We start from the raw sequence: 12,365 nt of genomic DNA, 5'->3' as shown, positions 1-12,365 counted from the left end.
GGCCCGGTAAGCGTAAGCGCCACCGGGCAATAATTTACGCAGCGATCTTAGGATCCGGGCCAAAGCGGTTTTCGCCCGGCGTGCCGCGTTGGCAGTTGAAAATCAGAATTACCAGCCAGCCGATAATCGGGATCAACAGCAGCAGTAGCCACCAGGCTGAACGGTCGGTATCGTGCAGACGCCGAAACTGGACGGCCCAGGACGGCAGCAGAATAAAGATCCCATAGATTGACGTAAGAATGCCTTCCCCGCCGTCCCGCTGCCAGCCGAGTAATTTATCAACAATGCCCAGCACCATGAGCAGGACGAAGTTCACCAGAATGAACATCCAGTACTCTTTGCGGCGGGCGCGGCCACCAAATCCAACGTAATTGCGCAGTACTTTTAAATACCAGTCCATTTTCCTTGCCTCATTAATCAGTCAATCACTTGTTTTCTAAGCGATCGAGGTAAGAATAGATGGATATTGTGAATTAAAAAAGGGCATCTATTGATGCCCTTCATATTTATCCAAAACGGACGTCACGCCCGTGCGGTTCATCCAGATCCTGCCATGGCCCAATTGAGATAATGCCCGTTGGGTTGATGGTCTTATGGCTGCGGTAGTAGTGGGTGCGGATATGGTCAAAATCGACCGTTTCAGCAATGCCTGGCGTCTGGTAGATATCGCGCAGGAAACCGTGCAGATTCAGGTAATCACCGATGCGATGTTTATCGCACTTAAAGTGGGTGACGTAGACCGGATCGAAACGGATCAGCGTGGTCCACAGGCGAATATCCGCCTCTGTCAGGCGATCGCCCGTCAGGTAGCGGTGCTGGCCGAGGATCTGCTCCAGGCGTTCCAGCGACTCGAACACTTTCCCGACCGCCTCATCGTAGGCTTCCTGGCTGGTGGCAAAACCGGCTTTATAGACGCCGTTGTTAACGTTGTCGTAGATCCAGCTATTCAGTTCGTCGATTTTATCGCGCAGTTCCACCGGGTAGTAGTTTCCGGCGAGCGCGCCGTGAGCATCAAACGCGGTGTTGAACATGCGGATGATCTCCGCAGACTCATTACTGACGATGGTCTGGTTTTTTTTGTCCCACAGGACCGGCACGGTGACGCGCCCGGTGTAGTGCGGGTCGGCACGCAGATAGAGCTGGTACAGGAAATCGTGGTGATAAAGATCATCGCCGGTGGCTGCCGGGAAGTTGCTGTCGAACGTCCAGCCGTTTTCCATCATCAGCGGGTTAACAACCGACACCGGGATCAGCGACTCAAGGCCTTTCAGTTTGCGTACAATCAGCGTGCGGTGCGCCCACGGGCAGGCGAGAGAAACATACAGATGATACCGATCTTTCTCGGCCGCAAAGCCGCCTTCGCCGCTTGGGCCGGGTGCGCCATCGGCGGTCAGCCAGTTACGGAAGGCGGAAACGGAGCGCTTAAAGCGTCCGCCGGTGGATTTGGTGTCATACCAGACATCCTGCCAGACGCCGTCTACGAGTTGTCCCATTTTTTTCTCCTCCGTCAGATAGCAAAAGCGAGGAGATGTCTCCTCGCTTTGTTCATTCAGTATAGCGTGCTTACCACTTCTTATTCAGAACGCGGTCGATGCTGTATGCGCCCGGGCCGGTGATGGCCAGCAGCAGGAAGCCGCCTGCGATGGTCAGGTTCTTCATGAACATCAGGGAGTTCACGCCTTCCGCAAAGTTGCTGTGGAAGATGAACGCCGTCAGCAGGGTGAAGCCTGCGGTGAACAGGGCGGTGGTACGGGTCAGGAAGCCAAACAGCACGGCCAGACCGCCACCAAACTCAAGAAGGATGGTCAGCGGCAGCAGGAACCCCGGAACGCCCATCGCTTCCATGTACTGTTGAGTGCCTGCATAGCCGGTGATTTTGCCCCAGCCTGCGGTGATAAACAGCACAGGCATCAAAATACGTGCGACCAGTACGCCAACATCTTCTAATTTTTTCATTTTACTCTCCAGGAAACCACATGCGCGGCATAACGTTATTTATGTGCAAATTCGGGTAGATACCGCGTCTTTGCTGTCGATGGAGAGGAGTGTAAACGGGGCGGAAAAGAATTGTTAGCTAGGAAAACTGTCAATCTTCTTCAAAGATATTGAGTAAGAAGAGGTGCGCGCTGGTGCCCTCACCCCAACCCTCTCCCACGGGGAGATGGCGCAAAAACAAAAAACGGTAACCTGAGTTACCGTTTTGCTTTTACCTCGAAGCCGCCACCCGACGAGAAGGCTACCGCAACTGCTGCTGGCGCAGCGTGGTCTTGACCAGACGCCAGGCGCTCCAGACACCAAAGCCGCGGCGGGCCCAACGGATCAGCATATTGGGATGCCGAACCGTCCAGATAGCCATGACGCTACTGCCGACCAGCGCCCAGGAGCGCAGGCTCAGGACAGTATTCCAGCCACGGTCAAAACGACGCGTGGATGCTATCCAGTCACGACGGCTGGCGGACAGATCCAGCCGTTGCTGCTGGATCTGGCTCAACAGATACGCTTTTCGTTTTTGACGTTCGGCTGCGCTGCTCACGATTTGTCATCCTCCAGAAGCGAGCGATCGTTGGCTAGCTCCTGGCGAGTGTGGCGCATGAAGGTAGACGTGCGGGCTTTGTGAAGCGTCCAGACGCCACCGATCAAGGCCCCAACCAGCAGAACCACGGTTGTTGCAATCATCGCGTTAAGACGATACTGCGGATCGATAGCCCAGATGATCAATACCATCAGGCTCATCAGACCAAACGCGGCGAAGAGCATGGTAAGCCCGAGCATCAGTAGCATCTGGAAGAGGTTGGCTTTCTCTTCTTCCAGCTCGACTACCGCCAGGCGGACGCGCGTTTCGGCAATCCCGACCAGCGTCGTTAAGATACGCTGACCGATGCCGAGGACGTTATTAGCAGGCCCTTGTGCGTGACGTGGATCTTCCATAATCAACGACGCGTCAACAGGACACCCAGCACCACGCCAATCGCGGCACCAATACCTACGCCAGTCCATGGATTGTCACGCACGTATTCGTCAGCGCGCGCGGCAGCTTCACGCGTCTGTTTTGCCAGCACATCGCCGGTTTCACCCAGGCGGTAACGGCTCTCTTTCAGTGCTTTCTCGGCTTTGCTGCGCAGTTTGCTGACTTCATCTTTTGATTTGTCGGCAGAGGAGCTAAGCACCTCTTCCAGGGTGTCTGCCAGGGATTTCAGTTCAGCGCGTAGGTTTTCTGACGTCGTATCTTTTGACATGATTCTCTCCTGTTGAGATTTCCGTTAACTCAATATTCGCGAGCTTCCAGCGCTTTCAGGTCGTCCTGCGCCTCTTGCAGCTTTTTCTCACGCTTGGCAATTTTTTCCGCATCACCTTTCTCTTTCGCTTCCTGCAGGTCTTGACGGCGCTCGGCGATCTCGTCCTTTTGTTCAGCGATTTTTTTCTGATGATCGGCACGCAGTTTGCTGTCCGTGCAGTTCTCTTTCACTTCGCTTAACGCTTTTTTCAGACCGTCAATACGGTGCTGATTATTATGCTTTTCGGCATAACTGATTTCGCGTTGAATGTCCTTTTCTTTCTCCTGACAGAGAGTGTTCGCGAAGGACGCTGTGCTTAAAGAAAAAAGGGCCAGAGCCAGAGTCATGCGGTATTTCATTATCGAAACCTTCCATTGTGTTACGGCGTGAGCCGTTTCCAGTTCATTGCGGAGAACATCTGAGGGGTGCTCCGCGTACTTAAGCATAGTAAGTAAACGGGGGATTCACCAAAGTTAGTGAAAAGATTCGGAATCCTGGTAATTAACCAAACCGATGCGAGGTATCGCGAAGACGTGATAACCACGCCGCTGGCTGGCTGTCATCATCCTGCTGCGCGATGATGTAACCGCGCGGCAGCGTTCGGTCGAGCACCGCTTTCGCGGCGGCGCTTTGCGCACTGGAATCAAACTTTATCAGCAGCACGTCGTTTTGCGGCGTAATGCTCTTAAAGCGAATGCCGTTCGCATCCAGATGATGCCAGACGGAAAAACCGTCCGGCACGCTGGCACCCTGATTCACAGAACGTATCGCCAGCGTAGATTCCTGATTCTGCACCGCCGTCCATGCTAGGAACAGGGCGATGAACATCAATAACGCAATCATGGACCAGGACAAGCGGCGAAGGGCGAGCGGAGAGATAACCATGGTTAGCTCCTTGCCCCGTATTTCTTCTTCCACAGCACGACCAGCGAACCGACCAGACCGACAACCAGCAGCACAACCGGCAGCAGCATCAGGCAGGACATCAGCTGATCTTCATATTTCATGAATACCGGTGTTTTACCAAGGGCGTAGCCGAGCGTGGTGAGGATCAGCACCCACAGCAGGCCGCTCATCCAGTTGAAGAACTGGAAGCGCGTGCTGCTCAGCCCGGAAAGGCCGGCGATAGTCGGCAGCAGGGTGCGAACAAACGCGATAAAGCGTGCAATCAGCAGGGCAGATAGCCCGTGCTTATGGAAAAGGTGATGCGCTCGCTGGTGGTAATGGGCCGGGAGGTGCGAGAGCCAGTTTTGTACGATGCGCGTATTGCCCAGCCATCGGCCCTGAATATAGCTCACCCAGCAGCCGAGGCTGGCGGCAATAGTCAGAAGCAAGACGGTTTGCGGGAACGCCATGGCCCCTTTGGCACACAGCACGCCAACCAGAACCAGCAGGCTGTCGCCGGGTAAAAAGGCGGCAGGAAGCAATCCGTTCTCAAGGAACAGGATCATAAAGAGGACGAAATAGAGCATGCCAATCATGGAGGGATTGGCCAGCGTTTCAAAATCCTGCGCCCACAAGGCCTGCAGAAGTTGGGTCAAAAGTTCCATTCAGTGTTCCTGGAAATCGGTTAACGTCACGCCTGTTATCCGGGTAAAACAGCACGGCGACATTATTGTGATTTCATTGTGGTCGCTCGCGGACACATTACGATGTGGCCAACACTGTTCCCTGTTAATTGGCTGGTTAGCAAGCACTAACTTAAAAATAGCGAATTGAATCCAATTGTAACAAAGCCCAACCATCTGCGTCACAGAATTTGCAGGGATGAGATGATTTTGGCGTAACCCCTGGAGGGGCGCGAGGGGATTTACAAAGGCTGACACTCTATATATTTGCTTACCCACCTTTGGCGTAAGGCGCAACGAAGCGCCTGCCAGCGATAAGGCAAGCTATTTTGCCAGACTGGACGCCGTATCGAGATGAACGACAGGATTATCGGCAAAAAGATAGCGGTCTGCGTTAAATTCGAAGTCGTCACTGGTTTCGTTGAACAACATCTGCTTGGTATTTTCCAGATGCTGCCACATCGCCAGTTTGGCCGCGTGCGGGTCCTTGCGAATCAACGCCTTAAGGATTTGGTCGTGATCGTCGCACCAGTTATCGACGGTGCGGGAATCGATGTGATCGTGCAGTTTCTTCCAGTACGGGTTATGAACGCGCTGAGTCCACATTTTTTCAACGATTGCCGCCAGCGCCGTGTTCTGGGTTGCCAGGGCGACCTGCACGTGGAACTGTAAATCCCATTCAGAATCGCGGAAGCATTTTTCCTTACGCGCGTTATCCTGAATTTCCATCAGCTTCATGATGTCCTGTTTGGTCACCTGCGTGGCGGCAAATTCAGCGATGTTGCTCTCAATCAGCTGGCGGGCCTGCAGCAGTTCAAACGGACCGTAGTTGGCGAACTCCAGGCTTTCGTCCGGTGCCGGGGAGTGTTTTGCCTGATTCGAGATGACGTGAATGCCGGAGCCTTTGCGCACCTCAACATAGCCTTCGACTTCCAGCATGATGATTGCTTCGCGCACAACCGTGCGGCTCACGCTCTTTTCATCCGCGATAAAGCGCTCAGCGGGAAGTTTGTCACCGACAAGATACACCCCTTGCTCGATGCGATCTTTCAGCTCGGCAGCAAGTTGTTGATATAAACGTCGTGGTTCGGTGATTTCCATATGCGCTCCAGGCAGGGTACGGCGGATTATTTGTTATACCACTTCTGCGTGCCAGTCTCCAGATTTTGCCATCAAAAAAGCCGCCCGAAGGCGGCTTTTGCCGGGTGCCGCTCGCGCTAACTCTGCGTGGCCGGTCGTCCGAGCGACTCTTTTGCCAACTCATCTGCGGATTTGCTTTTCAGCACCGTCCAGATAACCACGGCCCCCAAAAGGTCGAAGATAGCCAGCACCGCGAACAGTGGGCTAAAGCCAATGGTATCGGCCAGCGCACCCACGACCAGAGCAAACATTGTACTTGCTGTCCAGGCGGCCATGCCGGTCAGGCCGTTTGCCGTCGCCACTTCGTTACGGCCAAAGACATCAGAAGAGAGGGTGATCAGCGCGCCGGACAGCGACTGGTGAGCAAAACCACCGATGCACAGCAGGCCAATGGCGACGTATGGGCTGGTGAACAGGCCGATCATGCCCGGGCCAATCATCAGCAGCGCACCCATGGTGACCACCATTTTACGGGAGACAATCAGGTTCACGCCAAACCAGCGCTGGAATAGCGGTGGCAGGTAGCCGCCCACGATGCAGCCGAGGTCGGCAAACAGCATCGGCATCCAGGCGAACATGGCGATCTCTTTCAGGTTAAAGCCGTAGACCTTGAACATGAACAGCGGGATCCACGCGTTGAAGGTCCCCCAGGCGGGTTCGGCCAGGAAGCGTGGCAGGGCAATACCCCAGAACTGGCGGGTACCCAGGATCTGCCAGACGGACATTTTTTTGCCGTTGTTGGTCTGATGCTGAGATTCCTGACCGCCGATGATGTAATCGCGTTCTTCTTCGGACAGTTTTTTCTGATCGCGCGGATGCTTATAGAAGACAAGCCACGCCATCGCCCATGCAAAGCTCAGCACACCGGAGATAATGAACGCCATCTGCCAGCTGTGCATCACGATAGCCCACACCACCAGTGGCGGTGCAATCATCGCCCCGATAGAGGAGCCAACGTTAAAGTAACCCACCGCAATGGAACGCTCTTTCGCCGGGAACCACTCGGAGCTGGCTTTCAGGCCCGCCGGGATCATCGCGGCTTCTGCGGCACCGACTGCACCACGTGCCAGCGCCAGGCCACCCCAGCTGCCGGCCAGCGCCGTCGCGCCGCAGAACACGGCCCAGGCCACGGCGAAGAAGGCGTAACCGATTTTCGTACCCAGAATATCAAGGACATAGCCCGCCACAGGCTGCATGATGGTGTAAGCAGCGGAATAAGCAGCGATGATGTAAGAATATTGCTGCGTGGAGATATGTAACTCTTCCATCAACGTGGGTGCGGCCGCTGCCACGGTATTACGTGTCAGATAGCCCAGCACGGTGCCGAGCGTCACCAGCGCGATCATGTACCAACGTAACCCTTTAATTTTACGCATCTAAAACCTCATCGTTATGTTATTTCTGCACCGGGGCGCGGCAACCTCTCAACCGTGTTCGGGAGTGGCTGTTAACGGGAGGGGCGCTACCGGCGGTATTTCCCGGTACGGCCCGAACCTTGCCATAAGTAATCGTGCTTAAGTCGGTATCCGTACCGTAAATCCGGTGTATCTCTCACCGGGAATGCATTTAGTCGGCTTATCGTTTGCGACGGCGAAAAGATAACTTGTCATACAACTTTAAAAGGTGAGTGACATCACAAATGCTGGAATCTTTGTAGGGGCTTTCGCTCAGTCGTGGGAAGCCAGAACTGGCGCGGCTTACAGGCGGGTTTACTCCTTTGAGGGTAATTTATTTGTCGGCGTTTATTGATCTAACTCACGAAAAAACCTTCGGGTGCTGGAAATTGGTGTGATAACTTTGCAGCATCTGAACATATGCTTTCTGACGCTCCCGTTACAGAGGATGACGATAATGACCCCGTTTATGACCGACGATTTTCTGTTAGATACCGAATTTGCCCGTCGCCTGTATCATGACTATGCAAAAGACCAGCCGATTTTCGACTACCACTGCCATTTACCGCCGCAGCAGGTTGCCGAAAATTACCGCTTCAAAAACCTGTATGACATCTGGCTGAAAGGTGACCACTATAAATGGCGCGCGATGCGCACCAACGGCGTCGCGGAGCGTCTGTGTACGGGGGATGCCACTGACCGCGAGAAGTTTGACGCCTGGGCGGCAACCGTGCCGCACACCATCGGTAACCCGTTATACCACTGGACGCACCTCGAGCTGCGCCGTCCGTTTGGCATCACCGGCAAGCTGCTTTCTCCGGCTACCGCAGATGAAATCTGGGATGAGTGCAACGCGCTGCTGGCGCAGGATGCCTTCTCCGCGCGCGGCATCATGAAGCAGATGAACGTCAAAATGGTCGGGACCACCGACGACCCAATCGATTCGCTGGAACATCACGCCGTCGTGGCGAAAGACAGCACTTTCGATGTTAAGGTCCTGCCGAGCTGGCGTCCGGATAAGGCTTTCAACATTGAGCAGGCGACCTTCAACGACTATATGGCTAAGCTGGCGGACGTGTCCGACACCGACATCCGCCGCTTCGCTGACCTGCAAAGCGCGCTGACCAAACGTCTGGACCACTTTGCGGCGCACGGCTGTAAGGTCTCTGACCACGCGCTTGACGTGGTGCTGTTTGCCGAGTCAAACGAAGCCGAGCTGGACAGTATCCTGGCGCGTCGTCTGTCGGGTGAGACGTTAAGCGAACACGAAGTGGCGCAGTTCAAAACCGCGGTACTGGTGTTCCTCGGCGCGGAATATGCCCGTCGCGGCTGGGTGCAGCAGTACCACATTGGGGCGCTGCGCAACAACAACCTGCGCCAGTTCAAACTGCTGGGCGCAGACGTGGGCTTCGACTCCATTAACGACCGTCCGATGGCGGAAGAGCTCTCTAAGCTGCTCAGCAAGCAGAACGAACAAAACCTGCTGCCAAAAACCATTCTCTACTGTCTGAACCCGCGCGATAACGAAGTGCTGGGCACTATGATCGGCAACTTCCAGGGTGAAGGGATGCCGGGCAAGATGCAGTTCGGTTCCGGCTGGTGGTTCAACGATCAGAAAGACGGCATGGAACGTCAGATGACGCAGCTGGCGCAGCTTGGCCTGTTAAGCCGCTTTGTCGGCATGCTGACCGACAGCCGCAGCTTCCTGTCTTACACTCGCCACGAATATTTCCGCCGCATTCTGTGCCAGATGATTGGCCGTTGGGTACAGGCTGGCGAAGCTCCGGCGGATATCCAGCTGCTCGGCGAGATGGTGAAAAACATCTGCTTTAACAATGCGCGTGACTACTTCGCCATTGAACTGAACTAGTGCTGTCTGAGGTTGATATGCAATACATCAAAATCCATTCGCTGGATAACGTTGCCGTCGCACTGGCGGATCTGTCCGAAGGCACGGAAGTGACTTTCGATACGCAGTCGGTGACGTTGCGCCAGGCCGTTGGACGCGGGCATAAGTTTGCCCTGATCCCCATCGCCAAAGGGGAAAACGTCGTGAAGTACGGTTTGCCAATTGGTCATGCGCTGGCGGACATTGCGCCGGGTGAATATATTCATTCCCACAATACCCGCACCAATCTTAGCGATCTGGACGAGTACAGCTATCAACCGGATTTCCAGACGGAAGAGGCGCAGGCGGCAGATCGTGACGTACAGATCTACCGCCGTGCGAACGGCGAGGTAGGGGTCCGCAATGAGCTGTGGATCCTGCCAACCGTTGGCTGCGTAAACGGGATTGCGCGTCAAATCCAGACGCGTTTCCTGAAAGAGACCAATGACGCTGAAGGCACCGACGGCGTACATCTTTTCAGCCACACCTACGGCTGCTCGCAGCTGGGTGACGATCACATCAATACCCGCACGATGCTGCAAAACATGGTGCGCCACCCGAACGCGGGTGCGGTGCTGGTGATTGGCCTGGGCTGTGAAAACAACCAGGTGGATGCCTTCCGCGAAACGCTGGGTGAGTTCGATCCTGAGCGCGTGCACTTTATGGTGTGTCAGCATCAGGACGACGAAGTGGAAGCGGGTCTGGAGCAACTTCACCAGCTGTATGAGGTGATGCGCCACGACAGACGTGAGCCGGGCAAGCTGAGCGAGTTGAAATTTGGCCTTGAGTGCGGCGGATCGGACGGGCTTTCGGGCATCACCGCCAACCCGATGCTGGGCCGTTTCTCGGACTATATGATTGCCAACGGCGGCACCACGGTGCTGACCGAAGTGCCGGAGATGTTCGGCGCTGAGCGTATTCTGATGAGCCACTGCCGCGACGAAGAGACCTTCGAAAAGACCGTCGCGATGGTGAACGACTTCAAACAGTATTTTATCGCCCACAACCAGCCTATTTATGAGAACCCGTCGCCGGGCAACAAAGCGGGCGGCATTACGACGCTTGAGGAGAAATCCCTCGGCTGTACCCAGAAAGCAGGCGCCAGCCAGGTGGTCGACGTTCTGCGCTACGGTGAACGTCTGAAAACGCACGGGTTGAATCTGCTGAGTGCGCCGGGTAACGATGCGGTGGCGACCAGCGCGCTGGCCGGGGCGGGCTGCCATATGGTGCTGTTCAGTACCGGTCGTGGTACGCCTTACGGCGGCTTTGTGCCGACGGTAAAAATCGCCACCAACAGCGAGCTGGCGGCGAAGAAGAAACACTGGATCGACTTTGATGCGGGACAGCTGATCCACGGCAAAGCGATGCCGCAGCTACTTAATGAATTTGTCGATACCATCGTGGAATTTGCTAACGGCAAGCAGACCTGCAACGAGAAAAACGACTTCCGCGAGCTGGCGATCTTCAAGAGTGGAGTGACGCTTTAATCGGTGCGGCCTGATGCCCTCACCCTGGCCCTCTCCCACGGGGAGAGGGTACAAACATTAAAAAACGGCAACACATGTTGCCGTTTTGCATTTACCTTGTAGGCCCGGTAAGGCGTAGCCGCCACCGGGCTTTTCTTTTTAACTGCGCAGGGCGTTCTTCGCTAAACGCGCGTCTTCCGCCTGGCACACGGCCGCGGTAAACATCACGTCGGTTGAGGAGTTGATCGCGGTCTCGCAGGAATCCTGCAGCACGCCGATGATAAAGCCTACGGCAACCACCTGCATGGCGACCTCGTTCGGGATGCCGAACATATTACACGCCAGCGGGATCAGCAGCAGCGAACCGCCCGCCACGCCGGATGCACCACAGGCACACAGCGATGCCACCACGCTCAGCAGCAGCGCCGTGGGCAGATCCACCGGAATACCCAGCGTATGCACCGCCGCCAGCGTCAGCACGGTAATGGTGATGGCCGCGCCCGCCATATTGACGGTTGCGCCCAGCGGAATCGACACCGAGTAGGTATCGCGGTCCAGGTTCAGCTTCTCGCACAGTGTCATGTTAACCGGAATATTCGCCGCCGAGCTGCGGGTGAAGAAGGCGGTCACGCCGCTCTCACGCAGACACATCAACACCAGCGGATAGGGGTTGCGACGCGTCTGTACGAAAACCAGCAGCGGATTAATGACCAGCGCCACCACGGCCATACAGCCAATCAGCACCAGCAGCAGTTGGGCGTAGCCCCATAGCGCACCAAAGCCGGTAGTTGCCAGCGTCGACGCCACCAGACCGAAGATGCCAATGGGCGCAAAGCGAATCACGACGGTGACGATAAAGGTTACGGCATTCGACACATCGGTGATCAGATGTTTGGTCGTGTCATTACTGTGGCGCAGGGCAAAGCCCAGCCCGACGGCCCACACCAGGATGCCAATGTAGTTGGCATTGATCAGGGCATGGATAGGGTTGGCGACAATGCTCATCAGCAGGCCGTGCATCACCGCCACAATTCCCGTAGGTGGGGTAATGTCGGTTGCACCGGTCGTAAGCTGCAGCGTGGAGGGAAATGCGAAGCTCACTACAACCGCCGTCAGCGCCGCAGAGAACGTGCCCAGCAGGTACATCCACAGGATCGGGCGGATGTTGGTTTTTTGTCCTTGCTGATGGTTAGCAATGGAGGCCATAACCAGCGTCAGCACCAGAACCGGCGCGACCGCTTTTAGTGCACCAACGAACAACGTCCCGAGCAGGCCGGTGGCCTCGGCGGCAGGTTTGGAAATGAGCGCCAGCGCCACGCCCAACACCAGACCAATCAAGATTTGCTTAACCAGGCTGCCACGCGACAGACGCGCAAGAAGACCCGATGACGATACGCTCATAGGAAGTCCTTAAGTGAAATTGTGTTCCATTCCGGATGTGCTCTAAGTCACATTTATGTCCGGATGTAAGAAAATGTTTGCCTGGTCGAGTATAGGGAATGCGCGAAAGGAGGGAAGCGTAAAATGCTGGATTTTACGTGTTGCGTCATATTTTTTAACTATTGATTAACGAAAGTGCCGGGTGGCGCTGCGCTTACCCGGCCTTCGGGGTCACGTTGTAGGCCCGGTAAGCG

Annotated in this window: 14 protein-coding genes; 2 read left to right on the top strand and 12 right to left on the bottom strand. The window is 55.5% G+C overall.

Features of this window, described 5'->3' with window-relative positions; genetic code table 11:
- Positions 1–34 precede the first annotated feature (34 nt).
- The 11 genes from ACWKX3_RS16105 to ACWKX3_RS16055 all read right to left on the bottom strand — a co-directional run bounded on the left by ACWKX3_RS16105 (position 35) and on the right by ACWKX3_RS16055 (position 7,359).
- Entirely contained in the window at positions 35–400 is a 366-nt protein-coding gene (locus tag ACWKX3_RS16105) for a DUF805 domain-containing protein (RefSeq protein WP_006178697.1), read from the bottom strand.
- A 106-nt stretch (positions 401–506) separates the two neighbouring features.
- Positions 507–1,493, bottom strand: coding sequence for a glutathione S-transferase family protein (locus ACWKX3_RS16100; protein ID WP_454542068.1), 987 nt, complete (start codon positions 1,491–1,493; stop codon positions 507–509).
- Between the two features lie 70 nt (positions 1,494–1,563).
- Positions 1,564–1,956 (bottom strand): DoxX family protein, encoded by a 393-nt coding sequence (locus ACWKX3_RS16095; protein WP_006178691.1) that lies wholly within the window; start codon positions 1,954–1,956, stop codon positions 1,564–1,566.
- A gap of 280 nt (positions 1,957–2,236) precedes the next feature.
- Positions 2,237–2,533 carry a YqjK-like family protein gene (locus ACWKX3_RS16090; protein WP_006178688.1) on the bottom strand — a complete coding sequence of 99 codons (297 nt, stop codon included), beginning with the start codon at positions 2,531–2,533 and terminating at the stop codon, positions 2,237–2,239.
- Positions 2,530–2,928 (bottom strand): phage holin family protein, encoded by a 399-nt coding sequence (locus ACWKX3_RS16085; protein ID WP_006178687.1) that lies wholly within the window; start codon positions 2,926–2,928, stop codon positions 2,530–2,532. Before ACWKX3_RS16085 ends, ACWKX3_RS16090 begins: the two co-directional genes overlap by 4 nt.
- Positions 2,929–2,930: 2 nt before the next feature.
- Positions 2,931–3,236 (bottom strand): DUF883 family protein, encoded by a 306-nt coding sequence (locus ACWKX3_RS16080; protein ID WP_006178686.1) that lies wholly within the window; start codon positions 3,234–3,236, stop codon positions 2,931–2,933.
- 29 nt (positions 3,237–3,265) lie between these two features.
- Complete coding sequence (locus tag ACWKX3_RS16075) at positions 3,266–3,634, bottom strand: DUF1090 domain-containing protein (RefSeq protein WP_042322076.1); 369 nt, start codon at positions 3,632–3,634, stop codon at positions 3,266–3,268.
- Positions 3,635–3,776: 142 nt separating this feature from the next.
- Positions 3,777–4,160, bottom strand: coding sequence for an EnvZ/OmpR regulon moderator MzrA (mzrA, locus tag ACWKX3_RS16070; RefSeq protein ID WP_454542067.1), 384 nt, complete (start codon positions 4,158–4,160; stop codon positions 3,777–3,779).
- Between the two features lie 2 nt (positions 4,161–4,162).
- Positions 4,163–4,825: a DedA family general envelope maintenance protein YqjA gene (gene yqjA, locus ACWKX3_RS16065; protein ID WP_006178679.1), complete on the bottom strand. Its 663-nt coding sequence runs from the start codon at positions 4,823–4,825 to the stop codon at positions 4,163–4,165.
- A 342-nt stretch (positions 4,826–5,167) separates the two neighbouring features.
- Entirely contained in the window at positions 5,168–5,944 is a 777-nt protein-coding gene (gene exuR / locus ACWKX3_RS16060; RefSeq protein WP_006178678.1) for a transcriptional regulator ExuR, read from the bottom strand.
- 116 nt (positions 5,945–6,060) lie between these two features.
- Positions 6,061–7,359: an MFS transporter gene (locus tag ACWKX3_RS16055; RefSeq protein ID WP_006178677.1), complete on the bottom strand. Its 1,299-nt coding sequence runs from the start codon at positions 7,357–7,359 to the stop codon at positions 6,061–6,063.
- Positions 7,360–7,834: 475 nt separating this feature from the next.
- Here ACWKX3_RS16055 and uxaC point away from each other — a divergent pair, with 475 nt between their 5' ends.
- Positions 7,835–9,247, top strand: coding sequence for a glucuronate isomerase (gene uxaC, locus ACWKX3_RS16050; RefSeq protein WP_042322071.1), 1,413 nt, complete (start codon positions 7,835–7,837; stop codon positions 9,245–9,247).
- 17 nt (positions 9,248–9,264) lie between these two features.
- Positions 9,265–10,752 carry a UxaA family hydrolase gene (locus ACWKX3_RS16045; RefSeq protein WP_042322348.1) on the top strand — a complete coding sequence of 496 codons (1,488 nt, stop codon included), beginning with the start codon at positions 9,265–9,267 and terminating at the stop codon, positions 10,750–10,752.
- A gap of 138 nt (positions 10,753–10,890) precedes the next feature.
- Here ACWKX3_RS16045 and sstT read toward each other — a convergent pair whose 3' ends face one another.
- Positions 10,891–12,132, bottom strand: coding sequence for a serine/threonine transporter SstT (sstT, locus tag ACWKX3_RS16040; protein WP_137903677.1), 1,242 nt, complete (start codon positions 12,130–12,132; stop codon positions 10,891–10,893).
- Positions 12,133–12,365 lie beyond the last annotated feature (233 nt).

The organism is Enterobacter sp. UPMP2052, from assembly GCF_053709675.1.
The sequence above is the reverse complement of the archived record's forward strand: the minus strand, read 5'-3'. Positions and strand labels throughout refer to the sequence as shown.

Bases quoted from the DNA above. Each gene is read 5' to 3' on its own strand.
- ACWKX3_RS16105 (WP_006178697.1), bottom strand. From the start codon at position 400: ATGGACTGGTATTTAAAAGTACTGCGCAATTACGTTGGATTTGGTGGC.
- ACWKX3_RS16100 (WP_454542068.1), bottom strand. From the start codon at position 1,493: ATGGGACAACTCGTAGACGGCGTCTGGCAGGATGTCTGGTATGACACC.
- ACWKX3_RS16095 (WP_006178691.1), bottom strand. From the start codon at position 1,956: ATGAAAAAATTAGAAGATGTTGGCGTACTGGTCGCACGTATTTTGATG.
- ACWKX3_RS16085 (WP_006178687.1), bottom strand. From the start codon at position 2,928: ATGGAAGATCCACGTCACGCACAAGGGCCTGCTAATAACGTCCTCGGC.
- ACWKX3_RS16080 (WP_006178686.1), bottom strand. From the start codon at position 3,236: ATGTCAAAAGATACGACGTCAGAAAACCTACGCGCTGAACTGAAATCC.
- ACWKX3_RS16075 (WP_042322076.1), bottom strand. From the start codon at position 3,634: ATGAAATACCGCATGACTCTGGCTCTGGCCCTTTTTTCTTTAAGCACA.
- mzrA (WP_454542067.1), bottom strand. From the start codon at position 4,160: ATGGTTATCTCTCCGCTCGCCCTTCGCCGCTTGTCCTGGTCCATGATT.
- yqjA (WP_006178679.1), bottom strand. From the start codon at position 4,825: ATGGAACTTTTGACCCAACTTCTGCAGGCCTTGTGGGCGCAGGATTTT.
- exuR (WP_006178678.1), bottom strand. From the start codon at position 5,944: ATGGAAATCACCGAACCACGACGTTTATATCAACAACTTGCTGCCGAG.
- ACWKX3_RS16055 (WP_006178677.1), bottom strand. From the start codon at position 7,359: ATGCGTAAAATTAAAGGGTTACGTTGGTACATGATCGCGCTGGTGACG.
- uxaC (WP_042322071.1), top strand. From the start codon at position 7,835: ATGACCCCGTTTATGACCGACGATTTTCTGTTAGATACCGAATTTGCC.
- ACWKX3_RS16045 (WP_042322348.1), top strand. From the start codon at position 9,265: ATGCAATACATCAAAATCCATTCGCTGGATAACGTTGCCGTCGCACTG.
- sstT (WP_137903677.1), bottom strand. From the start codon at position 12,132: ATGAGCGTATCGTCATCGGGTCTTCTTGCGCGTCTGTCGCGTGGCAGC.